Origin of the sequence: Variovorax sp. N23 (assembly GCF_025486315.1) — a bacterium.
Taxonomy (GTDB): Bacteria; Pseudomonadota; Gammaproteobacteria; order Burkholderiales; family Burkholderiaceae_C; genus Variovorax.
This window is the reverse complement of record NZ_JAOOPY010000010.1, coordinates 39,459-64,653: the sequence shown is the minus strand read 5'-3', so window position 1 is coordinate 64,653 and position 25,195 is coordinate 39,459. Positions and strand designations below refer to the sequence as shown.

The window sequence follows — 25,195 nt, the reverse complement described above, 5'->3', positions numbered from 1 at the left end:
GCCCCTTATTTCGATTCGACCACGGCCGTGCCGTCGGTCTTGGGCCGCCACACCGTGCCGATGGACACGGTCTTGAGCTTCTTCTTGCCGCCGTACCAGAAGTTCACCAGGCCGCGCGAGAAGAACACGGCCGAGAACATCGAGGTCACGATGCCGATGCAGTGCACCACCGCGAAGCCGCGCACCGGGCCGGAGCCGAAGGCCAGCAGGGCAACGCCTGCAATCAGGGTCGTCACGTTCGAGTCGAGGATGGTGCCCCAGGCGCGGTCGTAGCCGGCGTGGATGGCCGCCTGCGGCGAGGCGCCGTTGCGCAGTTCCTCGCGCACGCGCTCGTTGATGAGCACGTTGGAGTCGATGGCGACGCCGATGGCCAGCGCCATGGCGGCGATGCCCGGCAGGGTGAGCGTGGCCTGCAGCATCGACAGGATGGCCACCAGCAGCAGCAGGTTGACCGCCAGCGCGATCGACGAGAACACGCCGAACAGCGCGTAGTAGGCGCACATGAAGACCATGATGGCGATGAAGCCGTACATCACGCTCTTGAAGCCCTTGTCGATGTTGTCGGCACCCAGGCTCGGGCCGATGGTGCGTTCCTGGATGATCTCCATCGGCGCGGCCAGCGAGCCGGCGCGCAGCAGCAGCGCGAGGTCGTTGGCTTCCACCACGCTCATCGAGCCGGAGATCTGGAAGCGATTGCCCAGTTCGCCGTTGATCGAGGGGGCCGTGAGCACTTCGCCCTTGCCCTTCTCGAAGATCAGCATGGCCATGCGCTTCCTGAAGTTGTCGCGGCTCACGTCACGCATGATGCGGCCGCCCTTGGCGTCCATCGTCAGGTCGACCTTGGGCTGCTGGGTCTGCGAGTCGAAGCCGGGCTGCGCGTCGGTCAGGTTCTCGCCGGTGACCAGCACCTGCTTCTTGACGATGACGGCGCGGCCTTCGCGGTCCAGGAACTTCTCCGAGCCGAAGGGCACCGGGCCGTTGCCCAGCTCCGCCGCGCGGCCCTCGGTCGATTCGTCGACCAGGCGCATCTCGAGCGTGGCGGTGCGGCCCAGGATGTCCTTGGCCTTGGCCGTGTCCTGCACACCGGGCAACTGCACGACGATGCGGTCGATGCCCTGCTGCTGGATCACCGGCTCGGCCACGCCGAGTTCGTTGATCCGGTTGTGCAGCGTGGTGATGTTCTGCTTGAGCGCCGCGTCCTGCAGGCGCAGGGCCGCCTCGGGCTTGATGGAGGCCGTCAGCTTCCAGTCACTGCCCTCCTGGCTGTCGACGGTGGCGAGGTCCGGGAACTGGTCCTGCACCAGCCGCTTGGCGGCGTCGAGGCTGGCCGCATCGCGGAAGCGGACTTCGATCGTCTGGCCGTTGCGGCTCACGGCGCTGCCGCGGATGTTCTTGTCGCGCAGGCCGGTGCGAAGGTCACCGGCGAAGGACTCGGCCCGCTTGTCGATGGCGCCCTTCATGTCGACCTGCAGCAGGAAATCGACGCCGCCGCGCAGGTCGAGGCCCAGGTACATCGGGAAGGCATGCAGCGCCGTCAGCCAGGTCGGCGAACGCGACACCAGGTTGAGCGCTACCACGTAGGGTGGGTCGCTGGCGTCCGGCACCAGCGCACGCTGCAGGACGTCACGCGCCTTGAGCTGGTCGTCGGTGCTGGCGAAGCGGGCGCGCACCGAGGTGGCGTCCATCGTCAGCATGTCCGGCGTCAGGCCGCCCGCCTTGAGCGCCTCCTGCACGCGGGCCTGCGTGCCGGCATCGACCTTCACGGTCGCCTTGGCAGGCGACACCTGCACCGCAGGGGCCTCGCCGAAGAAATTGGGCAGGGCATAGACGAGCCCCACCAGCAGCACGATCACGATGATCGCGTACTTCCACACCGGGTAACGGTTCATGATCGCGCTTTGTGCGGCAGTGCCGCATGGACTGACAAAACTTACTTGATGGCGCCCTTGGGCAGCACCTGGACCACGGCGGTACGCTGGATCTTCACTTCCACGCCATTCGCGATCTCGAGGCCGAGGTACTGGTCACCCAGCGACGTGATCCTGCCCAGCAGGCCGCCGGCCGTGGCGACCTCGTCGCCCTTGGCCAGGGCTTCGATCATGGCCCGCGCTTCCTTCTGGCGCTTCATCTGGGGGCGGATCATGACGAAGTACAGCACCACGAACATGAGCACCAGCGGCAGCATGCTGCCCAGCGAGGACAACATGTCGCCGCCCGCGGCAGCGGCCGGTGCGGTCTGGGCGAAAGCAGAGGAAATGAACAAGAGAGTCTCCAGCAGAAGAGAGAGGTGGGAAGAGCGCGGACCGGGTTCGCGCCGGCGTGGCCGCGATGGGGCGGCCACGGCGCGCGGCAGGGGGCCTACGCGCAGCACCGGGCATTGTATTCGGCGAGGCGCGGCGCTTCAGGACCTTCCCCGCGGAAGCCCCCGGGGCATTCCGAACGCCGCCGCGACACGGCCCTCATCCATGGCGCGATGAGAACGGGAGCGGCGTGAGGAGGAAGACGACGAGCCCTGAACGGGCCCGTCGGGAGAGACAAAAATGTTGCGAGGCGCCCCGACGCGAAGGAGGGGAGGGAGGGAGGAGGAGGAGAATCGCCTCGGGATTTCAACGCGGCACCGCAGAGGCGCCGCGAAGACCTCGCAACATGAAAACAGTGGGCTCCGAAGAGCACGAGCCGGTATGAGCACCGGTGAAGGAACCGGGTTCCCGCCGCATCGCCAGGGTTTTGTGACCAATTGCTTCGCGACGCGGCGCGCCGTCCGACCCTGCGAGACCCAGGGTGGATGACGCGGCGCTCGCGCGGGACGCTTAGTCTCTCGGTTTGAAGCCGGCCGCGCCGTCACCTCGCGACACTAGAATGCGCCGGCTCACGAAGGACGCCCATGCTTTATCCAGAACTCTTCAGACAGCTCGAGTCCGTCCGCTGGGACATGGACAAGGACATCCCGTGGCAGTCGTTCGACGGCACCAAGCTCTCGGATGAACAGGCGCAGACCATCAAGATGAACGCCATCACGGAATGGGCCGCGCTGCCGGCCACCGAGATGTTCCTGCGCGACAACCGGCACGACAGCGATTTCTCCGCCTTCATGTCGATCTGGTTCTTCGAGGAGCAGAAACACTCGCTGGTGCTGATGGAATACCTCAAGCGCTTCAGCCCGAAGCACGCGCCGACCGAGCAGGAACTGCACGACATCCGCTTCGACTTCGACCCGGCACCGCCGCTCGAGACGCTGATGCTGCACTTCTGCGGCGAGATCCGGCTGAACCACTGGTACCGCCGCGCCGCCGAATGGCACACCGAGCCGGTGATCAAGCACATCTACACGACGCTCAGCCAGGACGAAGCCCGCCACGGCGGCGCCTACCTGCGCTACATGAAGCGCGCCATGGAGAAGTTCGGCGACGAGGCCCGCGCCGCCTTCACCAAGGTCGGCGTGCTGATGGCCAGCGCGCGCCGCACGGCCCAGGCGCTGCACCCGACCAACCTGCACGTCAGCAAGGCGCTGTTCCCCAACGACACGATCCAGAGCCGCATGCCCGACCCCGACTGGCTCGAGCACTGGCTGGACCACCAGATCAAGTTCGACGCAGCGTGGGAAACCAAGGTGGGCGAGCGCATCCTGCACAACCTGAGCCTGCTGATGAACCGCAGCTTCAAGACCGTGCAGGAACTCAACAAGTACCGCAAGGAACTGGCCGCCTCGCTCGGCCCGAAGCCGGAATACCAGGGCGCCTGAGCCCGGACTGCCCCGGCGGACCATGGCGGCATGCGGGCGATGCCATCATCGCGCCATGGACGCCGCCACCCTCGCCTTCGACCGCCACCGCCCGCGCCTGAAGGGCATCGCCTACCGGATGCTCGGCTCCGTGGCGGAGGCCGAGGACGTGGTGCAGGACACCTGGCTGCGCTGGCAGGAGGCCGCGCACGACGCGCTCGAGAGCGCCGAGGCCTGGCTGGTCACCGTGACCACGCGCATCGCCATCGACCGCCTGCGCGCCGCCCAGGCGCAGCGCACGCAGTACGTCGGCACCTGGCTGCCGGAACCGATCGTGAGCGACGGGCCGGCCACGCCCGAGCAGCTGCTGGGCCGCGCCGAGGACCTCTCGATGGCCTTCCTCACCGTGCTGGAGCGGCTCACGCCCGAGGCGCGCGCCGCCTTCCTGCTGCGCGAGGTCTTCGATGTGGACTACGACGAGATCGCGCAGACGCTGGGCAAGTCCGAGGCCGCCTGCCGCCAGCTCGTGCACCGCGCGAAGACACAAGTGCGCGCGGACGATCGCCCCCGGAGCACCGTGCCGCGCGAGACCCACCTGCGCCTGTTGCGCGGCTTCGCCGAGGCGGCGGAGAAAGGCGACCTGCAACGCCTGAAGGCGATGCTGACCGAAGACGTCGCGATCATCGGCGACGGCGGCGGCAAGGTGCCGTCCTTCGGCAGGCCCGTCATCGGCGGCCAGCGCGTGGCGCAGATCTACTTCGCGGTCGCGCGCCGCTTCCCGGGCGCGGTGCGCATCGAGGTGGCCGACGTGAACGGCGTGCCCGGGCTGCTGCGCTGGGTCGACGGCGTGCTGGAGTCGGTGCAGAGCATCGAGTGGGACGGCGAGCGCATCGCGCGCATCCACGCCCAGCGCAATCCGGACAAGCTGGCGCGCGTCACGACAGAATTTTCACGCTGAGCGTCACAAACGCAGCGGCTGGCGCGTCTTGAGGGTGTCATCACTTTTCAAGACAAGGAAACCGCCATGAACGCCCCCCGCCTCCCCTGGTTCAAGATCGCGCCCAAGGCCTACCAGGCCATGCTCGGCGTCAACGCGGCACTGGCCAGCCATACCCTCGGCCAGCGGCTCTACGAGATGGTCCAGGCCCGTGTCTCGCAGCTCAACGGCTGCGCCTTCTGCGTCGACATGCATGTGCGCGACCTGCGCAAGGCCGGCGTGCCCTGGCAGCACATCAACAGCATCACCACCTGGCGCGAAGTCGGCTTCTATGACGCCCGCGAACGTGCCGCGCTGAACTGGGCCGAGAGCCTCACGCGCCTGGTCGAGCACCACGGCGACCGCGACGCCGACTTCGCGCAGCTGCAGGCCGTCTTCAGCGACCCCGAGATCGTCGACCTGACGGTGCTGATCGCGCAGATCAATGCGTGGAACCGGCTGGGCGTCGGCATGCACCTGCCGGTGGCCGACAAGGCGATCGACTGAGCCGCATCAACGGCGCTCGACGACGATCGGCGCCATGCGCAGTTCGTCGCGCACCTGCGCGACCGTGGCCGATGCCGCCTCGCGCGTGGCGAAGGGGCCGGCCTGCAGCCGATGCGTGTCGGCGTCGTCGAAGACGCGCAGCAGCGGCGCCAGCGTCGGCAGGCCGCGCGACGCACGGGCGCGCAGGCTCTCGGCGCCGTCGCGTTCGCGGAACGCGCCGAGCTGGACCCAGAAGCCGGCGGGCACGATGCGAGCCGGGCCATCGACCGCCGGAGGTGCGGACGATGCCATGGGCGCTGCCGCCGGCATCGGCGCGATAGGCGTCATCGGCGGAAGCTCCGTCACGACCAGCGGCGCGGGCGGCGGCGGTGCGGCGGGGACGACCGCCTGCGCCGGTGCTTCGGTGGATGTCGCGGCCACGTTCGCAGCCCAGCCCGAGGGCACCGGCACCGCCGTGCCGACGGCCGGCGCTGGCGGGGCCGCCGCCAGCATCATGTCGCCGCCGCGGCGCCAGGCGCCGGCGCGGATGTCCTCGTTCGTGAGGCGCTCGATCTCCACTGGCGCGACGCCGCGCAGCAGGTCGAGCTTGAGCGCCGCCGTGTAGCTCAGGTCGATCACGCGCCCGTCGTGGAATGGACCGCGGTCGTTCACCCGCACGATCACCTCGCGGCCGTTGGCCGGGTTGCGCACGCGCACGTAGCTCGGCAGCGGCAGCGTCTTGTGCGCGGCCGTCATCGCGTACATGTCGTAGGGCTCGCCGCTGGCGGTCGACTGGCTGTGGAACTTCGTGCCGTACCAGGAGGCCAGGCCCGATTCGCGGAACGGCCGGTCGTCGGTGATCGGCACGTACGAGCGGCCGAGCACGGTGTAGGGCTTGCTGGTGCCGCCGCCGCTGCGGATGGGCTCGACGCGCGGCTCGGCGTCGGGCACGGCGGCGAGGTTCGAGGGCGGGGACGCAGGCGCACTGTCGCGGCCGAACGATCCGCCCCTGGGGCCGCTCGCGCAGCCCGCCAGCACCAGCGCCGCCAACGTCGCAGTCAGCGCCAGGCCGCCGACGCCACTACGCGATGGCGCCCGATCAGCCGAAGACCGCATGCCACAGCGCCAGCATGGCTTCGCGCTCCGCCGCCAGCGCCGGCAGCAGCACCTGCGTGGGTTCTTCGTTGAGCCGGGCGCGGTGCTGCACGCGGCGCAGCTCGCGATAGGCCGCCGCCGCGCTGCGGCCGATGTCGTCGGGCAACAGGCCCGAGGCCTCCGCGCGCTGCAGCAGCGCGATGTTGCCGACGTTCGGCACCAGTTCGGGATGGGCGCAGGCCTGCGACAGCACCAGGTACTGCACGGCGAATTCCGCATCGACCATGCCGCCCGGGCTGTGCTTGACGTCGAAGCGCCCGGCCTTGACGGGGTGCGCCGCGCGCACCTTGTCGCGCATCGCCACGATCTCGGCCTTGAGTGCATCGCGATCGCGCGGCGCGCAGATGACAGCGTCGCGCACGCGGTCGAAGCGCGCGCCCAGCGCCGGGTCGCCCAGCACGAAGCGGGCACGCGTCATGGCCTGGTGCTCCCAGGTCCACGCCGTGTTGCCACCGCGGCCGAGCTGGTACTTCTCGTAGGCGGCGAAGCTGGTGGTGAGCAGCCCGGAGTTGCCGTTGGGCCGCAGCGCGGTGTCGATCTCGAACAGGTCGCCCTCGCGCGTCTTGACGGTGAGCCAGTTGATCAGCTTGCGCACGTAGGCCGCATAGACCTCGCCGGCGCGCTCGTCGTCGTCTTCGTAGACGAAGACGATGTCCAGGTCGCTGCCGTAGCCCAGCTCCTTCCCGCCCAGCTTGCCGTACCCGATGATGGCGAACTGCGGCGTCTCGCGGTGGCGGTTGCGCACATGCGGCCAGCACCAGCGCGCGGTGATGCGCAGCACGGTGTCGGCCATGGCGCTGAGGTCGTCGGCCACCTGCTCGACCGTGATGCGGCCGTCGACGTCGCGTGCCAGCGTGCGGAACACCTCGGCATGGTGCGCATGGCGCAGCAGGTTCAGCAGGCGCTCCTCGTCGTCTTCGCCGGTGCGGCGCAGCGAGGCCAGCCGCGCTTCCAGCTCACGCTCGAACTCGTCCGCCACGAAGCGGCCGGCCAGCATCTCGTCGCTGGCCAGTTCGTCGATGACGCCCGGGTGCTGCATGAGGTAGCGCGCCGGCCATCGGGCGGCACCGAAGAGGCGCAGCAGCCGCTCCTGCACGGTGGGCCGCTCGACCAGCAGCGCCAGATAGCTCTCGCGGCGCAGCAGCGGCTCGATCCAGTCGGCCCAGCGCAGCGCGGCTTCGGTGCGCTGCGCGGTGGCTTCTTCGCCATCGGCGGCCTGGATCCAGTGGCCGGTGCGGCGCACCAGTTGCCGCAGCCGGGCGCGCGTCTCGTCGCGCAGCGCCAGGATGCGCGGGCTCTCGCGCCAGCGTTCCATGCGCGCGCCGAAGGCCGCGGGCAGTTGCGCGATCAGGTCGTTCAGGTCGATCGCCGGCTCGAGCTTGGTCTTGCCGTTGCAGCCGACGCAGGGCTTGTCGCCGCCCAGCAGCTTGTCGAATTCCTGCGCAACGAACTCGCGGTGGCCGTCGAGCTCGGCCAGGAAGACGCAGCTGTCGGCCAGGCCCATGGAACGGGCGATCCAGCGCACGTCCTCGTCGTCGACCGGCAGCACATGGGTCTGCTGGTCGTCCAGGTACTGGATGCGGTGCTCGACGCGGCGCAGGAAGGTGTAGGCCGCCGCCAGCGTATCGGCCGTCTCCTGCGGCATCAGGCCGGCGCGGGCCAGCCGCTGCAGCGCGTCGAGGGTCGGCCGCGTGCGCAGTTCGGGGAACTGGCCGCCGCGCACCACCTGCAGCAGCTGCACGGTGAACTCGATCTCGCGGATGCCGCCGCGCGACAGCTTCACGTCGTTGGCCCGCTCGGGCCGACCGGCGCAGCGGCGCAGCGCCTGTTCGCGAATCTGGCGGTGCAGCGTGCGCAGCGCATCGAACACGCTGTAGTCGAGATAGCGGCGAAAGACGAAGGGCAGCACCACGCCGCGCAGCGCCTGGGCCGAGCCGTCGACGATGACCGATGTGGGCGCGACCACGCGGCTCTTCATCCAGGCGAAGCGCTCCCATTCGCGGCCCTGCACCTGCAGGTATTCCTCGAGCGCGTCGACCGACACCACGCTCGGCCCCGAGTTGCCGTTGGGCCGCAGCGCCAGGTCGACGCGGAAGACGAAGCCGTGCTCGGTCGTGTCGCCGACCAGCGCATAGAGGCGCTTGACCGCGTGGGCGAAGTACTCGTGGTTCGAGATGCGGCCGCGGCCGGCCGCGTCGCCGGCGGTCTCGCCGTCCTGGTCGTACAGATAGATGAGGTCGATGTCGCTCGACACGTTGAGTTCGCGCGCGCCGAGCTTGCCCATGCCGACGACCCAGAACTGCGCGCGGCGGCCGTCCGGCCCCATCGGCGCACCGTGGCGCGCGTCGAGTTCGGCCGCGCTCTCGGTGCAGGCGATGTCGAGCGCGAACTCGGCCAGCTGCGTGACGGCCGTGGTGACGACGGCCAGCGGTGCCTCTGCGTCGCAGTCGAGCGTGACGAGCCGCTCCATGACCAGTTGACGGACGATGCGCAGCGCATCGGCGGCACTGTCGCCGCGCGCCCGCAATTGCGCGTAGGCCTGGGCCATGGCCGGACGCAGCGGCGCGCCGGCCGGCAGCAGGTGCAGCTCGCCGGCATAGCGTCGGCGCAGCCGCTGCACGAAGCGGGAATGGGCCGACAACGCCAGCGTGGGCTGCGGCGTCTCGGCGGCAGGCGAGGGATGCACAAGGGCATCGGCCGGATCGGAACCTGTCGAGAGGCTGGGGGTCATAATTCCTGCACAGCGCGATCCTCCATGAACGACACGGCGACTCACCCTTCCATGCTGCTCAAGATCACCGCTGTCTCGGCGAAGTGGCTGCTCGGTGTGCTGATCGCCGCGTGGCTCCTGTTCGCGGTGTCGGTGGTGGTCCTACACGGCTGGATTGTGCCGCGAATCGGCGACTACCGCGGTTTCGTCGAAGCGCAAGCCAGCCGGATCATCGGGGTACCGGTGCGCATCGGCGCCATCACCGCGAAATCTGGCACCCTGTTCCCCACCTTCGAGCTGCGCGACGTGGTCGTGCGCGACGCCAGCGAACGCGAGGCGCTGCGCCTGGCGCGCGTGGTCGCCAGCGTGTCGCCGCGCTCGCTGTGGCGCCTGAGCTTCGTGCAGCTCTACATCGAGAACCCGCAGCTCGACGTGCGGCTCGACGCCCTGGGCAAGCTGCATGTGGCCGGGCTGGACATGTCGGGCGAGACCAGCAGCGACGACACCCATGCCGCCGACTGGTTCTTCAGCCAGCGCGAATTCGTCATCGAAGGCGGCACGGTGCGCTGGACCGACGAGCGCCGCCGCGCCGAGCCGCTGCTGCTGACCGACGTGCGCTTCGTCGCCCGCAACGGCAGCCGCCGCCACACCCTGCGCCTGGACGCCACGCCGCCCGAAGGCTGGGGCGAGCGCTTCACCTTGCGCGGCGACTTTCGCCAGCCGCTCTTGTCGGTGCGCCGCGGCAACTGGCGGCGCTGGGCCGGCCAGCTGTACGCCGAGCTGCCGCACATCGACGTGCGCCGTCTCGGCACCTACGTGTCGCTCGACGCACGCATCCGCGACGGCCGCGGCGGCGTGCGCGCCTGGGCCGACGTGCGCGACGGCCAGGTCGTGGGCGGCGCGGTCGACCTCGCGCTCGAGCACATCGACGCCTCGCTCGACGCCGCCCTCGAGCCCCTGGTGCTGCGCTCGGTCACGGGCCGCGTCGCCGGGCGGCTGAGCGACCAGACCCTCGAGTTCTCGACGACCGCCTTGCAGTTCGACACCGCCGACGGCCTGCGCTGGCCCGGCGGCAACCTGTGGTTCCAGCACACGCCCGTTCAGGGCCGAACGCCCGAGCGCGGCGCCCTGCGCGCCGACCGGCTCGACCTGGCCGCGCTGAGCCTGATCGCCGCGCGCCTGCCACTGGGCGACGCGACGCACCGCGTGCTGGCCGCCTATGCGCCGCGCGGCGTGGTCGAGCACATCGACGCCAGCTGGCAGGGCTCGCTCGGCGACCCGCACCGGTACCAGGCCCGCGGCAGCCTGAGCGACTTCAGCCTGGCGGCCCAGCCGGCGACCCCGCCGCCTGCCCCCGCCGACGGCAAGGCGAGCGTCGAGACCACCGCCCACGCCGGCACGCCCGGCCTGAGCGGCGCGGCCATCACCTTCGACACCACCCAGGACGGCGGGCAGGCCACGCTGGCCATCACGCAGGGCGCGCTCGACTTCCCGGGCGTGTTCGAGGAGCCGCGCATTCCGATCGACCGGCTCTCGACCCAGCTGCGGTGGCAGCGCGACGGCGACACCGCCCAGCTGCAGGTGAACGACCTGCGTTTCGAGAACGTCGACGCCGCCGGCGAGGCCCGCGCCACCTGGCGCACCAGCGACCCGGCCGTCTCGCACGGCAAGTCGCGCTACCCCGGCGTGCTGGACCTGCAGGGCCAGCTCACCCGCGCCAACGGCACCCGGGTGTTCCGCTACCTGCCGCTGGACATCCCCAGACACACGCGGACCTACGTGCAGGACAGCGTGACCCGCGGCACGGCGAGCACGGTCGATTTCCGGGTGCGCGGCGACCTGTACGACATGCCCTTCGCGGACCCGCGCGACGGCGACTTCCGCATCGCCGCGAAGGTGAGCGACGTGACCTACGCCTACGTGCCGCCGTCGGCGATCGCGGCCGGCAAGTCGCTGGCCTGGCCGGCGCTCAGCGGCGTCTCGGGCGACCTGATCTTCGAGCGTGCCGGCATGCAGGTGCGCAACGCGCGCGGCCGCATCGTGGGTGCGCCGGGCATCGAGGTGACCAAGGCCGACGTGCAGATCGACGACCTGTCGCACGCTGCGCCGCTGCTGGTGGTCGACGCCCAGGCCCGCGGGCCGGTGGGCGAGCTGCTGCGGGTGGGCGCGCCGCTGGCCGGCGAGTCGGCCTCGACGGTGGCCGCGGTGCGTGCCACCGGCAATGCCGACTACCGCCTCAAGCTCGACCTGCCGCTGGAAGGCATGGACAAGGCCAAGCTCCAGGCCAGCGTCGTGCTCGGCGGCAACGACCTGCAACTGGCGCCCGAAGCGCCCGTCTTCAGCCAGGCGCACGGCACCCTGAGCTTCACCGAAAGCGGCTTCCAGCTGGCCGGCGTGCAGGGCCGCGTCGCGGGCGGCGACACCCGCCTCGAAGGGCGTGGCCGCTACGGCACCGGCACCGCGTCGGAGATGAGCTTTCGCGCCCAGGGCGACATCACGGCCGACGGCCTGCGCACCCTGCGCGAAGTCGACTGGCTGCCGCGGCTGGCCGCCCAGGCCCACGGCGGCACGGCCTACGCCGCGACGCTGTCGGTGCGCGACGGCACGCCCGAGTTCTCCGTCTCCAGCACCCTGCAGGGCCTCGCCCTCGACCTGCCCGCGCCACTGGCCAAGCGGGCCGACGAAACGATGGCGCTGCAGGTCGAGAAGAAGGTGGTGCTGCGCGAGGCCCGCACCGGCGCGGCGCCCCTGCTGCACGACCGCATCTCGCTCGAGCTGGGCAACGTCGCCTCGGCCCACTACGTGCGCGAGCTCGGCGGTGCGGAGGCCCGGGTGCTGCAGGGCGCCATCGGCGTGGGCCTGCCCCCCGGCGAATCGCCCGCCGCGCCGCCGCGCGGCGTGCAGGCCACCCTGCACCTGGCCGAGTTCGACCTGCCGGCCTGGCAGGCCCTGTTCGGCGAGGCCACCGGGCCAGCGACGCCCACCGGCGGTGGCCCGGCCGACCCCTCGCCCTACCTGCCGACCGCCCTGGCGGTGCGCGCGCGGGCGCTGGACATCGGCGGCGGCCGCACGCTGCACGACGTGGTGCTGGGCGGCTCGCGCGAAGGCGCCCTGTGGCGCGCGAACGTCGACGCCTCCGAGCTGAGCGGCTACGTGGAATACCGCCAGTCGCAGGACGGCCGCATCTATGCGCGGCTGTCGCGGCTGAAGATCGCGGCCAGCGAGGCAAAGAACGTCGAGTCGCTGCTCGACGAACAGCCGGGCGCGCTGCCCGCGCTCGACATCGTGGTGGACGACTTCGAGCTGCTGGGCCGGCACCTGGGCCGCGCCGAGATCGACGCCGTCAACCGCGGCGGCGAGCGGCGCGAATGGCGGCTCAACAAGCTCGCCTTCACCATGCCCGAGGCCAGCTTCACCGCCCAGGGCACCTGGGCCGGCAACGACGCGGCGCAGCGCCGCACCGCGATGAACTTCAAGCTCGACATCGCCGATGCGGGCACGCTGCTGGCGCGCTTCAACATGAAGGACGTCATCCGGCGAGGCCGCGGCCGCCTGGAGGGCAACGTCGACTGGCGCGGCTCGCCGCTGTCGCTCGACTACCCGAGCCTCAACGGCCAGGTGCACCTCGACGTGGCGACCGGGCAGTTCCTCAAGGCCGACCCGGGCCTGGCCAAGCTGCTGGGCGTGCTGAGCCTGCAGGCGCTGCCGCGGCGGCTCACGCTGGACTTCCGCGACATCTTCAGCGAGGGCTTCGCCTTCGACTTCATCCGCGGCGACGCGAAGATCGCCAACGGCGTGGCCAACACCAACAACCTGCAGATGAAGGGCGTGAACGCCGCCGTGCTGATGGACGGGGCGGCCGACATCGCCCACGAGACGCAGAACCTGCGCGTGGTGGTCGTGCCCGAGATCAGCGCCGGCACCGCCGCGCTGGTGGCCACCGCCATCAACCCGCTGATCGGCCTGAGCACCTTCCTCGCGCAGGCGCTGCTGAGCAAGCCGCTGGCGGCCGCGGCCACGCAGGAGTTCCAGATCGAAGGCACCTGGACCGACCCGAAGATCACCAAGGTGGCGCGCCGGGCGCTGCCGGCCGCGGGCGACGCGCTGACCAAGGAGATCACGCCATGAAGGTCGCCGCCCTGCAGATGGTCTCGGCCGTCACCCGCGAAGCCAACCTTGCGCGCGCGCATGCGCTGCTGGCCGAGGCCGCAGCGGCGGGTGCCGAGCTGGCCGTGCTGCCCGAGTACTTCTGCGTCATGGGCGCCAAGGACACCGACAAGCTCGCGCTGCGCGAGAGGCCGGGCGACGGCGTCGTGCAGCGCTTCCTGGCCGATGCGGCGCGCGAATTCCGGATGTGGATCGTCGGCGGCACGCTGCCGATCGAGGCCGGCGACGACCGGCACGTCTTCAACAGTTCGCTGGCCTATGCGCCGACGGGCGAGTGCGTCGCGCGCTACGACAAGATCCACCTCTTCTTCTTCGACAACGGACGCGAGCGCTTCGACGAGCGCCGCGTCATCACGCCCGGCAGCGCGCCGGTGCACTTCGACCTGCCCTCGCGCGACGGCCATACCTGGCGCATCGGGCTGTCGGTCTGCTACGACCTGCGCTTCCCCGAGCTGTACCGCACGCTGTCGAAGCAGGGCGCCGACCTGCTGCTGGTGCCCAGCGCCTTCACCCACACCACCGGCGCCGCGCACTGGGAGCTGCTGCTGCGCGCCCGCGCGGTCGAGAACCTCGCCTGGGTGGTGGCGCCGGCGCAGGGCGGCCTGCACGAGAACGGCCGCCAGACCTGGGGCCAGTCGATGATCGTCGACCCCTGGGGCGCGGTGGTCGCGCAGCAGGCGACGGGCGAAGGCGTGGTGCTGTTCGACATCGACGCGCGGCGCACCGCCACCTCGCGCAGCCAGCTGCCGGCGCTGTCGCACGCCGTGCTCTAGCGGGACAGCCCAGAGCCGTGTCCGCGCCGCCCATCGACACACCCGGCCCCGCCTTGCCGCGCGAGAACCTCGCCACGCGGCTGGCGATCCGCATCGGCGGCCAGGCCTTCCTGCGCCTGCGCTCCGTGTGGCAGCGCTGGTTCCTGTGGGTGCTGCTGGCGGTGCTGGTGTCGGCCCTGCTGGTCACCGTCGTGTGGCTGGCCGGCCGGCACGAGGCCGAGCAGGTGCAGGCCGCGCTCGACCGCGACACGGCCGACGCCGCGGCCGACCTACGCGCCGGCCTGCAGCGCAACGTGCAGAGCCTGCATGCCCTCCAGTCCACCGGGCTCGACAGCAAACGCTGGGCCACCGAATCGACCGCCCTCATGCGCGGCCACCGGGAGTGGCTGCGCCTCGAATGGCGCGACCGCGCGCTGCGCACGGTGGCGGCCGCCGACACCCCGTATCGCGTGCGCAGCGTCGACGACGACAACCGCCGCGGCGCGCAGTCCGACGTGGCGCTCGCCTGCGCCTCGGCCCGCAAGACCGACGGCGCCGCCTACTCGCCGAGCCACTACGTCGCGCTGCCCGACAGCGGCGGCATCGAGGTGATGGAACTGTGCGTGCCGATGGACAACGGCGACCACCTGATCGCCACCTACACGTTGCGCGACGTGCTGATCGAACTGGTGGCGCCGACGCTGCGGCGCGGCCAGGAGGTGTCGCTGACCGAGCCCGACGGCACGCGCCTGGCGTCCGTCGGCACCGCGCGGCGCAGCGGCAGCCGCGTGTTCAGCACGCAGCAGCTGATCGACCTGCCCGGTGCGGCGCTGGTGCTGCGCGTCGACGGCTGGCGCGCGGCGCCGGACGTGTTCCCCAACCTGCTGACCGGCCTGGTCACGGCCATCTCCATCGCCCTGGTGTCGGTGCTGGTGCTGCTGGCGCGCGACACGCGGCGCCGGCTGCGCGCCGAGAACGAGCTGGCCGACGCGCTGGCATTCCGCAAGGCGATGGAGGACTCGGTCATCACCGGCCTGCGCGCACGCGACCTGCAGGGCCGCATCACCTACGTCAACCCCGCCTTCTGCGAAATGGTCGGCTTCAGCGCCGAGGAGCTGATCCAGGCCGGCGTCGGCGAAGCGCCCTACTGGCCGACCGAACTGGCGCACGAATACCAGAAGCGCCAGACGCACCGCCTGGCCGGCGGCATGCCGCCGCGCGAAGGCTTCGAGTCCGTCTTCATGCGCAAGGACGGCTCGCGCTTCCCGGTGCTGATCTTCGAGGCCCCGCTGATCAACGCGCATGGCGTGCAGACCGGCTGGATGAGCGCCTTCATCGACGTGAGCGAACAGCGCCGCGTGGAAGAGCTCTCGCGCGCCACGCAGGAGCGGCTGCAGGCCAGCGCCCGGCTCGCCACCGTCGGCGAGATGGCCTCGCTGCTGAGCCACGAGCTGACGCAGCCGCTGGCCGCCATCGCCAGCTACGCGAGCGGCTCGCTCAACCTGCTGCAGGGCGCGCGAGGCGACGGCGCCGAGGTCGCGATGGCGGTGCGGCGCATCGCCGAACAGGCCGACCGCGCCGGCCAGGTGATCCGCAGCGTGCACGACTTCGTGCGGCGGCGCGACCGCACCCGCGAGCCCGCGGCGCCGCAAGCGCTGATCGATGCCGTGCTGCCCCTGGTGCGGCTGCAGGCGCGCAAGCTCGGCGTGCGCATCGACGTGGTGCTGGCCGACGTGCTGCCAGCCGTGCTGTGCGACCGCACCCTGGTCGAACAGGTGCTGCTCAACCTGGCCCGCAACGCGATGCAGGCGATGGACATGCCCGAGCTGCGCGACCGTGTGCTGACCTTGCGCGTGGCCCGGGCCGGCCGCATCGGGACACCCGACGCACCGGCCGACACGCGCCAGTGGCTCGAATTCTCGGTGGCCGACATCGGCAGCGGCATCGACGCCGAGGTGGCCGTGCGGCTGTTCACGGCCTTCTTCACGACACGCGCCGACGGCATGGGGCTCGGCCTGAGCCTGTGCCGCACGGTGGTCGAACAGCACGGCGGCGTGCTGATGCACGAGCCCCATCAGCCCCGCGGCACCGTCTTCCGCTTCACCTTACCGATCGCGTGAATCACCCATGCAACCTCTTATCGACGGCCTGATCTTCATCGTGGACGACGACGCCAGCGTGCGCGAGGCGCTCGCCTGGCTGCTGCGTTCACGCCGCCTGGCCAGCGAACATTTCGCCAGCGCCGAGGCCTTCGAGGCCTTCCTCGACAGCACGGCGCTGCCCCCGCAACCGCACGTTCTGCTGCTGGACGTGCGCATGCCCGGCACGAGCGGGCTGGTGCTGTTCGACCGGCTGGCCGAACGGGGCCTGCTGGACACCCTGCCGGTGATCTTCCTCACCGGCCATGCCGACGTGCCGACTGCCGTCGATGCCGTCAAGCGCGGCGCCTTCGACTTCTGCGAGAAGCCGTTCTCGGACAACGCCCTGGTCGACCGCATCGAGAAGGCCCTGGGCGTGTCGCTGCGTGCCGTCGAGGCGGCCGCCGCGCGCGCCGCCCTGCGCGCGCACATCGACGAGCTCACGGAGCGCGAGCGCGACGTGATGCGGCTGGTGGTCGGGGGGTTGCCGAACAAGCTGATCGCCGATCAGCTGGCGATCAGCGTGCGCACGGTGGAGGTCCACCGCGCGCGCGTGTTCGAGAAGATGGAAGTGAAGTCGGCCGTCGAACTGGCCAACCTGCTCCGAGGGCTCTGAGCGCGATCAGCCTTGCGGGCGTTCGCCGACGTAGATCTCGACGCGGCGATTCTGGGCGCGGCCGGCATCGCTGTTGTTGTCGGCGATCGGTTCGCGCGAACCGCGGCCTTCGATGCGGAAAGCCGTCGACGGCACGCCGCGGGCGATCAGGTAGTCGCGGGTCGCGGCGGCGCGGTCGACCGACAGCGGGTTGTTGATGGCGTCGGTGCCGGTGCTGTCGGTGTGGCCGATGATGCGCACTTCGGCGTTCGGGTTGTTGCGCAGGCCGTTGGCGAACTGGTTCAGCACGGGCGCGAAGTTCGGCTTGATGGCCGAGCGGCCGGTGTCGAAGGACACATCGCTCGGGATCGCCAGCTTCAGTTCGTTGTTGGCGGTCTGCGTCACGCCGATGCCGGTGCCGCGCGTGGCGGCTTCCATTTCGCGCTTCTGGTTCTCCATGCGCTGCGACCACAGGTAGCCACCCAGTGCGCCCACGCCGGCGCCGATCACGGCACCCGTGCCGGCCCGTCCGCCGGTCATGGCGCCGATGGCCGCGCCGCCCAGCGCACCCGCGCCGGCGCCGATACCGGTGTTGCGCTGCGTGTCGGTCATGCCGCCGGCGCAGCCGGTGAGGAGGACGGCCAGGGCGGCGGTGGAGAGGACGATTTTTTTCATGGAGATTCCCTTCGATCGATCAGGAGAGAAACCGCAGCGGCGCGATGGCGTCATGGCTGCGGAGCGTCGAAGGATTATGTCGACCGGGCGCCGGCCTGGGCAGAGCAATTCCCCCCTCGCCCCGCCACCCGGGGGTGGATCGATCATCCCGCAGGGCCCGCCGCGCCGGGCTGCCGCGCTCCCGAAAGCGGAGCACGCCCGCTGTTACCCCACGATACCTTGAGCCTTCGCCCGACAGGAATACCTGATATTCAGCCGCGCGGCCCGACGTCGTCCGACCCCTCTTTCTCGGCCGGCTCGTCGATCTCGCCGCCCTTGCGGCCCGAGAACATGGTCCACCACACGATGAACACCAGCAGCACGAGCGCGCCGAGCGCTTCAAGGAGAATCAGACCCATGACACAAGGACTCCGGAGACTGGCAGGGCTGGCGATCGTAGCAATGCTGGCCGCCTGCTCGACCGGCACACGTCTGCCCCCCTCGCCCGCGCCCCCGCCCGCCGCCCAGGCGCCGGTGCAGGGCCCGCTGACCGGATCGCTCACCCACCCCAAGAGCCGCTGGGTGCCGGTCGCATGGTCCGAACTGCCCGGCTTCGCCGACGACGCGCTGCACGAGGGCTGGGACGCGATGGTGAGCAACTGCGCCCGCCCCAACGCAGCCTTCGCGCCGCTCTGCCCGGAGGTCCGGCGCCTGGCCATCGCCGAGCCGGATGCACAACGCCAGTGGATGACCGAGCGGCTGCAGCCCTATCGGGTGGAATCGCTCAGCGGCCAGAGCGAAGGCCAGCTCACGAGCTACTACGAACCGGTGTACGACGCGTCGCGGGTTCCGACGACGCAGTTCAACGTGCCGCTGTACGCACCGCCCGCCGGGCTGGTGCCGCGCCGCCCCTGGTACACGCGCCAGCAGATCGAGACGATGCCCGAGGCGCAGGCCGCGCTGCGCGGCCGCGAGATCGCGTGGATGGCCGACCCGGTCGACGCGATGATGCTGCACATCCAGGGATCGGGGCGCCTGCGCATCACCGAAGCCGACGGCAGCCAGCGCACCGTGCGCGTGGCCTTCGCCGCGACCAACGAACAGCCCTACCGCAGCATCCAGCAGTGGCTCGTCAGCCAGGGCACGACGCGCGTGAGCCGCTGGCCCGACGACACCAAGGCCTGGGTCGCCCAGAACCCACAGCGGGTGCCGCAGCTCATGTGGAGCAACCCGCGCTACGTGTTCTTCCGTGAAGAGACGCTCAACGAGGTCGATGCCGCCTTCGGGCCGCGCGGCGCACAGGGCGTGCCGCTGACGGCAGGGCGCTCGATCGCGGTCGACCGCGAAAGCATCCCCTACGGCACGCCGGTCTGGCTGGCCTCGCCGGGGCCGACGGTGACGCTGCAGAAGCTGGTCGTGGCGCAAGACACCGGCAGCGCCATCCTCGGCGCAGTGCGGGCCGACTACTTCGCGGGCACCGGCCAGGACGCCGGGAAACTGGCAGCCACCGTGAACCAGCCGCTGAAGCTCTGGGTCTTCTGGCCGAGGTGATCCGGCACGGCAACGGGCTGCCTGCAGCGCAGGCCGTCACCGTTTCGTCACACGCACTGCACAGCCGCGTCACGAGCGATTCTTAAGCTCGCCTGACCGACGCGGCTCGGGGCGCACGCCCGCATTCGCTGTTCGGTCATAAATCCAACCCACGACCTGGAAGCGAAGTACCGTCATGTCCGAAACCGCCGCACCCCGCGCATCCCGCCGCCAAGCCCTCAAGTTCCTCAGCGCCGCACCCATGCTGCCCCTGGGCGGCGTCGCATTTCTCACCGCCTGTGGCGGCGGCAACGATGACCCGGCCCCCGCGCCGACCCCCACCCCCACGCCGAAGCCGAACTACGTGTCGGCGACCTTCACCGGCATGGCCGCACCGGCCCTGTCCGATTCGGCGGCGATGGCCACGACCAGCGTCCATTCGTCGCTCAAGGTCGCCTACGACGACGGCAGCAGCACGGACTACGCCCTGGCGTACAAGCCCTTCTTCATCACCGGCGACATGGTGCCGGACGGCAAGGGCGGCACGATCCTCGCCGGCGGCTACGTCGACATCTACAACCAGCCGATCATCGACACGACCGTGCCCGCCAGCCCGCGCCAGTTCTTCTCCGATGCGCCGGACGGCACCTCGCTGCTGAGCGTGGCCGGCGCCAAGGTCGACGGCGTCAAGGGCAACACCGTGTTCGCCGTGGTGCAGTTCGAATACACCACCTGGGCCCAGGACAAGACCACCGACATGTACGGCAAGCTGCCCTCGCCGATCGCCGTGCTCACGCTCGACCAGGACCCGGCCACCGGCAAGCTCAGCCTGGTGAAGTACCACAACGTCGACACGTCGAACGTGGCGGGCCTCTGGATCACCTGCGGCGCCAGCCTGTCGCCGTGGGGCACGCATCTCTCGAGCGAAGAGTACGAGCCGAACGCCTTCACCGCCGCCACCGACGCCGGGTTCAAGGCCTTCAGCAAGAACCTCTACGGCAGCGAGACGGCCGCCAACCCCTACAACTACGGCCACATGCCGGAAGTGACGGTGAACGCCGACGGCACCGGCTCGATCAAGAAGCACTACTGCATGGGCCGCATCTCGCACGAGCTGGTGCAGGTGATGCCGGACAACCGCACCGTCTTCATGGGTGACGACGCGACCAACAGCGCCTACTTCGTCTTCGTGGCCGACAAGGAAAAGGACCTGTCTTCCGGCAGCCTGTATGTCGCCAAGGTGGGTGCCGGCTTCTCGCTCGACCCGGCTGCCGCCGGTGCGCCGCTGACCTGGATCAAGCTGGGCTCCGCCACCAGCGCCGAGATCAAGAAGCTGGCCACCACGCTCAAGGCGACCGACATCATGGACGTGAAGACGGCCGACCCGGTCGATGCGACGTACACCAAGGTGTTTGCGAACGGCAAGACCGAGTGGATCAAGCTGGTGCCGGGCATGGAGAAGGCCGCCGCCTTCCTGGAGACCCACCGCTACGCCAGCCTGGTCGGCGCCTCGACGGCGTTCACCAAGATGGAAGGCACCACCGTCAACATCAAGGACAAGATCGCCTACTCGGCGCTGCAGAACTGCCAGAGCTCGATGGTCGCAGGCAACGCGCTGAACGACCCGGCCAAGGGCGTGGCACTCGCCAAGGCCGTCAACGCCGGCGCCGTGATGGCGCTCAAGCTGCAGGGCGGCGTGAAGGACACGGCCGGCGCGGCGATCGCCAGCGAATGGATGCCGGTCGACACCAAGGCGCTGCTCGTCGGAGAGGACATCGCGGCCGACGCCATCGGCAACACGGCCAATCCCGCGAAGATCGGCAATCCGGACAACCTGAAGTTCTCCGAGAAGATGCGCACGCTCTTCATCGGCGAGGACAGCAGCCAGCACGTCAACAACTTCCTGTGGGCCTACAACATCGACACCAAGACGCTGTCGCGCCTGATGTCGATCCCCGCGGGCGGCGAGTCGACCGGCCTGCATGCGGTGGACGAGCTCAACGGCTGGACCTACATCATGAGCAACTTCCAGCACGCCGGTGACTGGGGCAGCATCCACAACAACGTGAAGGCCACGCTGGAGCCGCTGATCAGCGCGAACTACAAGGGCAAGTTCGGCGCCGCCGTCGGCTACCTGACGGCCGACCCGAAGCAGCCCGCGCTCGCGAAGGCCTGACCGCCACGCACGCCACCCCGCGCTGCCGCTGCCTCACCCCCGAGGCAGCGGCAGCGCCGTTTTGTAGCGCACCTGCTTGAGCGCGAAGCTCGAGCGGATCTTCTCGATGCCCGGGATCGGCGTGAGCTGTTCGAGGATGAATTTCTCGAGCGCCGCCATGTCAGCCACGGCGATGCGGATCAGGTAGTCGCTGTCGCCGGTCATGAGGTAGCACTCCATCACCTCGTCGTGCTCGGCGATGCGCCGCTCGAAGTCGCCCAGCGACGCCTTGCTCTGCGACTTGAGGCTGATCGAGATGAAGACGTTCAGGCCCAGGCCCAGCGCGCTCGCGCTGGCCAGGGCGACGTAGCGGTCGATCACGCCGGCCGTCTCCAGCGCCTTGACCCGCGCCAGACAGGGCGAGGGCGACAGGTGCACGCGGCGCGCGAGTTCGACGTTGGACAGCGCGCCGTCACGCTGCAGTTCGTCGAGGATGCGCAGGTCGATGGCGTCGAGTTTCATGAAATGCCGTTTTTCCTTGATTTCCCGGCATTTTATTTCTCGAATGCGGGATAACGAGCCGGCGGGACGGCAGCCCATTCGGGGCGGAGCAGCCTAAAGTGCCGGGCATGAACGCCCCGATTTCCACCCCCCCGATGCCCGCGTTGCCGCATCCCGCAGCGACCGACCCGGACCCGCAGGAAACCGCCGAATGGCGCGACGCCTTCGCAGCGCTGGTACAGACGCACGGCGCCGAGCGCGCGCGCCGGATGCTCGACGAACTGGCCCGCGTGGCGCGCGACCGCCGCATCGGCTGGCAGCCCGAGCTGGCGACGCCGTACGTCAACACCATCGCGGTCGACCGGCAGCCGGCGTTCCCGGGCGACCTCGCGATCGAGGAACGGCTCGCCTCGCTGATGCGCTGGAACGCGCTCGCGATGGTGGTGCGCGCGAACCAGGCGTACGGCGAACTGGGTGGCCACATCGCCAGCTACGCGAGCGCGGCGGACCTGTTCGAGGTCGGCTTCAACCACTTCTTCCATGCGCGCAACGAACGACACCGGGGCGACCTGGTGTTCTTCCAGCCGCACAGCTCGCCGGGGGTCTACGCCCGCGCCTTCCTCGAAGGGCGGTTGAGCGAAGAGGACTTGGCGCATTACCGCCAGGAGCTGACCGCGCCGGCCTTCACGCAAGGCGCGGGCGCACGCGGCCTGTCGAGCTACCCGCATCCGTACCTGATGCCGGACTTCTGGCAGTTCCCGACCGGCTCGATGGGCATCGGGCCGATCAGCTCGATCTACCACGCGCGCTTCATGCGCTACCTCACCGACCGGCAGCTGCTCGACTGCAGCGCACGAAAAGTGTGGGGCGTGTTCGGCGACGGCGAGATGGACGAGCCCGAGTCGATGAGCGCGCTGACGCTGGCCGCGCGCGAAAAGCTCGACAACCTGGTGTGGGTGGTCAACTGCAACCTGCAGCGGCTCGACGGCCCGGTGCGCGGCAACGGCCGCATCATCGACGAGCTGGAGAAGCTCTTCGCCGGGGCTGGCTGGAACGTCATCAAGCTGGTGTGGGGCAGCGACTGGGACGGCCTGTTCGCCCGCGACACCACCGGTGCGCTGGTGCGCGCGTTCGCCAACACCGTCGACGGCCAGATGCAGACCTTCGCCGCCAAGGACGGCCGCTTCAACCGCGAGACCTTCTTCGGGCAGGACCCGGAACTCGCGCGCCTCGCGCAGGGCATGACCGACGAGCAGATCGACCGCCTCAAGCGCGGCGGCCACGACCTGGTGAAGATCCACGCCGCCTACGCCGCAGCGGCCGCGCACCAGGGGCAGCCCACCGTCATCCTCGCCCACACCAAGAAGGGCTACGGCATGGGCGCGGCGGGCCAGGGCAAGATGACCACGCACTCGCACAAGAAGTTCGAGAGCGCGGACCTGATCGGCTTTCGCAACCGCTTCAACCTGCCGCTGTCGGACCAGCAGGCCACCTCGCTCACCTTCTACAAGCCGGCCGAAGACAGCGCGGAGATGCGCTACCTGAAGGCGCACCGTGAAGCGCTCGGGGGTTCGATGCCGCGGCGCGAGACCGCGTGCGACGTGGTCGCCAAGCCCGAACTCGCGGCCTACGGGCAGTTCGCCGTCGCAGCGGCCGGCAAGGAAATGAGCACGACGATGGCCTTCGTGCGCATGCTCGGCAACCTGATGAAGGACAAGGCGCTCGGCCCGCGCGTGGTGCCGATCGTGGCCGACGAGGCGCGCACCTTCGGCATGGCCAACCTGTTCAAGCAGGTCGGCATCTACTCGAGCGTGGGCCAGCGCTATTCGCCGGAAGACATCGACTCGATCCTCAGCTACCGCGAGGCGACCGACGGGCAGATCCTGGAAGAAGGCATCAGCGAGGCCGGCGCCATCGCGAGCTGGACGGCCGCGGCCACCAGCTACAGCGTGCATGGCCTGGCCATGCTGCCCTTCTACATCTACTACTCGATGTTCGGCTTCCAGCGCGTGGGCGACGCCATCTGGGCCGCGGCCGACCAGCGCGCACGCGGCTTCCTGCTGGGCGCCACCTCGGGCCGCACCACGCTCGGCGGCGAAGGCCTGCAGCACCAGGACGGCACCAGCCACCTCGTGGCCGCGACCATCCCGAACTGCAAGGCCTACGACCCCGGCTTCGCCGGCGAGATGGCGGTGATCGTCGACGCCGGCATCCGCGAGATGATGGTCGAGCAGCAGGACGTCTTCTATTACGTGACGCTGATGAACGAGAACTACGCGCAGCCCGACGTGCCGCCCGAAGCCGCCGCGGACATCCTGCGCGGGGGCTGGCGCTACGAGGGCTGGCGCGATGCATCGTCCAGCGCAGGCGAGACGCAGGTGACGCTGATGGGCTCGGGCGCGATCCTCACCGAGGTCGTGAAGGCGGCGCAGCAGCTCGCCGCCGAAGGCATCGCCGCCGAGGTGATCAGCGTGACCAGCTGGAGCGAACTGGCGCGCGACGGCCAGGCCTGCGAGCGACGCGCGATCGCGGGCGAACAGGACGCCGGCACGCCCTTCATCGCGCAGCAGCTGGCGACATCGCGCGGCCCCGTCGTCGCCGCCACCGACTACGTGCGCGCCGTGCCCGAGAGCATCCGCGCCTTCCTGCCCGAAGGCCGGCGCTACCTCACGCTGGGCACCGACGGCTTCGGCCGCAGCGACACGCGCGCCGCGCTGCGCGGCTTCTTCGGCGTCGATGCGGCGAGCATCGTGCGGGCGGTGAAGCACGCGTTGCGCTGAGCAGCGCCACCGGAGGGCCCGGCTTCATGCGCTAGAGTCATCGCATGCATCCCGGAAAGACCCCATGAGCACTGCGCCGTCGTTCGCCGCGATGGCGCCCTCGGTCCGTTTGTCCGAGCGCGTGGCCGAGGCCCTGGCCGCCGAGATTCGGTCGGGCCGTCTGCAGCCCGGCAACAAGTTGCCCACGGAGCCCGAGCTGGTGGCGCAGTTCGCGGTCAGCCGCACGGTGGTCCGGGAGGCCGTGTCGCGGCTCAAGTCGATCGGCCTGGTCGAATCCCGGCAGGGCAGCGGCGTCTACGTGCTCGAAGCCACGATCCCGCCGCTGAGCTTCGATGCCAATGACGCCGTCTCGCGCGAGGCCGTGATCCAGATGGTGGAAGTGCGGCGCGCCCTCGAGGCCGAAGTCGCCGGACTGGCCGCGCAGCGCCGGTCGCCGGAAGACCTGCAGCGCATCCGGCAGGCCGTCGCCGCCCTCGACCGGGCCGTCGAAGCCGGTGGCGACGGCGTTCCCGAAGACGTGGCCTTGCATCGGACCATCGCCGATGCGGCGCGCAACCCGTTCCTGCTCAGCACGTTGCAGTACCTCAGCCGTTTCCTGCACGGCGCCACGCGGGTCACCCGGGCCAACGAGGCGCGGCGGGGCGACTTCGCCCGCCAGGTGAAGGAGGAGCACGCTGCGATCCTGGAGGCCATCGAGTCCGGCGACGCCATGGCCGCCCGGGCCGCGGCCTTCGACCACATGAACAACGCGATCCGCCGCATCGAAGAGGCGGACCCGGCTTTCTGGCGCCAGGAAGGCGCCGTGCTGGCGCGCGCCCTGACCACGGGCTTGACGCCGCATACCCCGCACTGAGCGGGCGCATCTAGGGACAAAC

18 protein-coding genes are annotated in these 25,195 nt (G+C 70.2%); 11 read left to right on the top strand and 7 right to left on the bottom strand.

Going from position 1 to position 25,195, the window contains the following annotated elements; translation table 11 throughout:
• Positions 1-5 precede the first annotated feature (5 nt).
• On the bottom strand, positions 6-1,889 hold the full coding sequence (gene secD / locus N8A90_RS16030) for a protein translocase subunit SecD (RefSeq protein ID WP_262075954.1): 1,884 nt from the start codon (positions 1,887-1,889) through the stop codon (positions 6-8).
• Between the two features lie 41 nt (positions 1,890-1,930).
• Positions 1,931-2,263 carry a preprotein translocase subunit YajC gene (gene yajC / locus N8A90_RS16025; protein ID WP_262075953.1) on the bottom strand — a complete coding sequence of 111 codons (333 nt, stop codon included), beginning with the start codon at positions 2,261-2,263 and terminating at the stop codon, positions 1,931-1,933.
• Positions 2,264-2,884: 621 nt separating this feature from the next.
• Here yajC and N8A90_RS16020 point away from each other — a divergent pair.
• The 3 genes from N8A90_RS16020 (at position 2,885) to N8A90_RS16010 (ending at position 5,204) form a co-directional block, all read left to right on the top strand.
• Positions 2,885-3,742 (top strand): ferritin-like domain-containing protein, encoded by an 858-nt coding sequence (locus N8A90_RS16020; protein WP_262075952.1) that lies wholly within the window; start codon positions 2,885-2,887, stop codon positions 3,740-3,742.
• A 55-nt stretch (positions 3,743-3,797) separates the two neighbouring features.
• Positions 3,798-4,679: an RNA polymerase sigma-70 factor gene (locus N8A90_RS16015; RefSeq protein WP_262075951.1), complete on the top strand. Its 882-nt coding sequence runs from the start codon at positions 3,798-3,800 to the stop codon at positions 4,677-4,679.
• A gap of 66 nt (positions 4,680-4,745) precedes the next feature.
• Positions 4,746-5,204, top strand: a complete 459-nt coding sequence (locus N8A90_RS16010; protein ID WP_262075950.1) for a carboxymuconolactone decarboxylase family protein — start codon at positions 4,746-4,748, stop codon at positions 5,202-5,204.
• 6 nt (positions 5,205-5,210) lie between these two features.
• Here the strand turns inward: N8A90_RS16010 and N8A90_RS16005 are convergent, their stop codons facing one another.
• Both N8A90_RS16005 and glnE read right to left on the bottom strand, forming a co-directional pair.
• Positions 5,211-6,299, bottom strand: coding sequence for a septal ring lytic transglycosylase RlpA family protein (locus N8A90_RS16005; RefSeq protein WP_262075949.1), 1,089 nt, complete (start codon positions 6,297-6,299; stop codon positions 5,211-5,213).
• Positions 6,283-9,069, bottom strand: coding sequence for a bifunctional [glutamate--ammonia ligase]-adenylyl-L-tyrosine phosphorylase/[glutamate--ammonia-ligase] adenylyltransferase (gene glnE, locus N8A90_RS16000; RefSeq protein ID WP_262075948.1), 2,787 nt, complete (start codon positions 9,067-9,069; stop codon positions 6,283-6,285). The genes N8A90_RS16005 and glnE overlap by 17 nt, the downstream gene beginning before the upstream one ends.
• A gap of 24 nt (positions 9,070-9,093) precedes the next feature.
• Here glnE and N8A90_RS15995 point away from each other — a divergent pair, with 24 nt between their 5' ends.
• The 4 genes from N8A90_RS15995 to N8A90_RS15980 are packed head-to-tail and all read left to right on the top strand — an operon-like array spanning position 9,094 to position 16,721.
• Entirely contained in the window at positions 9,094-13,176 is a 4,083-nt protein-coding gene (locus N8A90_RS15995) for a YhdP family protein (protein WP_262075947.1), read from the top strand.
• On the top strand, positions 13,173-13,988 hold the full coding sequence (locus N8A90_RS15990; RefSeq protein ID WP_262075945.1) for a carbon-nitrogen hydrolase family protein: 816 nt from the start codon (positions 13,173-13,175) through the stop codon (positions 13,986-13,988). The genes N8A90_RS15995 and N8A90_RS15990 overlap by 4 nt, the downstream gene beginning before the upstream one ends.
• Before the next feature lie 53 nt (positions 13,989-14,041).
• Complete coding sequence (locus N8A90_RS15985; RefSeq protein ID WP_410087696.1) at positions 14,042-16,087, top strand: two-component system sensor histidine kinase NtrB; 2,046 nt, start codon at positions 14,042-14,044, stop codon at positions 16,085-16,087.
• A 7-nt stretch (positions 16,088-16,094) separates the two neighbouring features.
• Positions 16,095-16,721, top strand: coding sequence for a response regulator transcription factor (locus N8A90_RS15980; RefSeq protein ID WP_262075944.1), 627 nt, complete (start codon positions 16,095-16,097; stop codon positions 16,719-16,721).
• Positions 16,722-16,727: 6 nt separating this feature from the next.
• Here N8A90_RS15980 and N8A90_RS15975 read toward each other — a convergent pair whose 3' ends face one another.
• Positions 16,728-17,375: an OmpA family protein gene (locus N8A90_RS15975; protein ID WP_262075943.1), complete on the bottom strand. Its 648-nt coding sequence runs from the start codon at positions 17,373-17,375 to the stop codon at positions 16,728-16,730.
• A gap of 251 nt (positions 17,376-17,626) precedes the next feature.
• On the bottom strand, positions 17,627-17,773 hold the full coding sequence (locus N8A90_RS15970) for a hypothetical protein (RefSeq protein WP_262075942.1): 147 nt from the start codon (positions 17,771-17,773) through the stop codon (positions 17,627-17,629).
• Here N8A90_RS15970 and N8A90_RS15965 point away from each other — a divergent pair.
• Both N8A90_RS15965 and N8A90_RS15960 read left to right on the top strand, forming a co-directional pair.
• Positions 17,772-18,905, top strand: coding sequence for a murein transglycosylase A (locus tag N8A90_RS15965; RefSeq protein ID WP_262075940.1), 1,134 nt, complete (start codon positions 17,772-17,774; stop codon positions 18,903-18,905). The genes N8A90_RS15970 and N8A90_RS15965 overlap by 2 nt on opposite strands.
• 175 nt (positions 18,906-19,080) lie before the next feature.
• On the top strand, positions 19,081-21,060 hold the full coding sequence (locus tag N8A90_RS15960) for a PhoX family protein (protein ID WP_262075939.1): 1,980 nt from the start codon (positions 19,081-19,083) through the stop codon (positions 21,058-21,060).
• A gap of 33 nt (positions 21,061-21,093) precedes the next feature.
• On the opposite strand, the gene N8A90_RS15955 is transcribed toward N8A90_RS15960, so the two are convergent.
• Positions 21,094-21,561, bottom strand: a complete 468-nt coding sequence (locus tag N8A90_RS15955) for an Lrp/AsnC family transcriptional regulator (RefSeq protein ID WP_262075938.1) — start codon at positions 21,559-21,561, stop codon at positions 21,094-21,096.
• A gap of 107 nt (positions 21,562-21,668) precedes the next feature.
• Here N8A90_RS15955 and mdeB point away from each other — a divergent pair, with 107 nt between their 5' ends.
• Both mdeB and N8A90_RS15945 read left to right on the top strand, forming a co-directional pair.
• Positions 21,669-24,320 (top strand): alpha-ketoglutarate dehydrogenase, encoded by a 2,652-nt coding sequence (mdeB, locus tag N8A90_RS15950; RefSeq protein ID WP_262075937.1) that lies wholly within the window; start codon positions 21,669-21,671, stop codon positions 24,318-24,320.
• A gap of 64 nt (positions 24,321-24,384) precedes the next feature.
• The gene (locus tag N8A90_RS15945; protein ID WP_262075936.1) at positions 24,385-25,173 is read left to right on the top strand and encodes a FadR/GntR family transcriptional regulator; all 789 of its coding nucleotides are present in this window, start codon (positions 24,385-24,387) and stop codon (positions 25,171-25,173) included.
• Positions 25,174-25,195 lie beyond the last annotated feature (22 nt).

Bases quoted from the DNA above. Each gene is read 5' to 3' on its own strand.
- N8A90_RS15960 (WP_262075939.1), top strand. From the start codon at position 19,081: ATGTCCGAAACCGCCGCACCCCGCGCATCCCGCCGCCAAGCCCTCAAG.
- N8A90_RS16020 (WP_262075952.1), top strand. From the start codon at position 2,885: ATGCTTTATCCAGAACTCTTCAGACAGCTCGAGTCCGTCCGCTGGGAC.
- N8A90_RS15990 (WP_262075945.1), top strand. From the start codon at position 13,173: ATGAAGGTCGCCGCCCTGCAGATGGTCTCGGCCGTCACCCGCGAAGCC.
- N8A90_RS15980 (WP_262075944.1), top strand. From the start codon at position 16,095: ATGCAACCTCTTATCGACGGCCTGATCTTCATCGTGGACGACGACGCC.
- secD (WP_262075954.1), bottom strand. From the start codon at position 1,889: ATGAACCGTTACCCGGTGTGGAAGTACGCGATCATCGTGATCGTGCTG.
- N8A90_RS15965 (WP_262075940.1), top strand. From the start codon at position 17,772: ATGACACAAGGACTCCGGAGACTGGCAGGGCTGGCGATCGTAGCAATG.
- N8A90_RS16010 (WP_262075950.1), top strand. From the start codon at position 4,746: ATGAACGCCCCCCGCCTCCCCTGGTTCAAGATCGCGCCCAAGGCCTAC.
- mdeB (WP_262075937.1), top strand. From the start codon at position 21,669: ATGAACGCCCCGATTTCCACCCCCCCGATGCCCGCGTTGCCGCATCCC.
- N8A90_RS16015 (WP_262075951.1), top strand. From the start codon at position 3,798: ATGGACGCCGCCACCCTCGCCTTCGACCGCCACCGCCCGCGCCTGAAG.
- N8A90_RS15970 (WP_262075942.1), bottom strand. From the start codon at position 17,773: ATGGGTCTGATTCTCCTTGAAGCGCTCGGCGCGCTCGTGCTGCTGGTG.
- N8A90_RS15975 (WP_262075943.1), bottom strand. From the start codon at position 17,375: ATGAAAAAAATCGTCCTCTCCACCGCCGCCCTGGCCGTCCTCCTCACC.
- N8A90_RS15945 (WP_262075936.1), top strand. From the start codon at position 24,385: ATGAGCACTGCGCCGTCGTTCGCCGCGATGGCGCCCTCGGTCCGTTTG.
- glnE (WP_262075948.1), bottom strand. From the start codon at position 9,069: ATGACCCCCAGCCTCTCGACAGGTTCCGATCCGGCCGATGCCCTTGTG.
- N8A90_RS15955 (WP_262075938.1), bottom strand. From the start codon at position 21,561: ATGAAACTCGACGCCATCGACCTGCGCATCCTCGACGAACTGCAGCGT.
- N8A90_RS15995 (WP_262075947.1), top strand. From the start codon at position 9,094: ATGAACGACACGGCGACTCACCCTTCCATGCTGCTCAAGATCACCGCT.
- N8A90_RS16005 (WP_262075949.1), bottom strand. From the start codon at position 6,299: ATGCGGTCTTCGGCTGATCGGGCGCCATCGCGTAGTGGCGTCGGCGGC.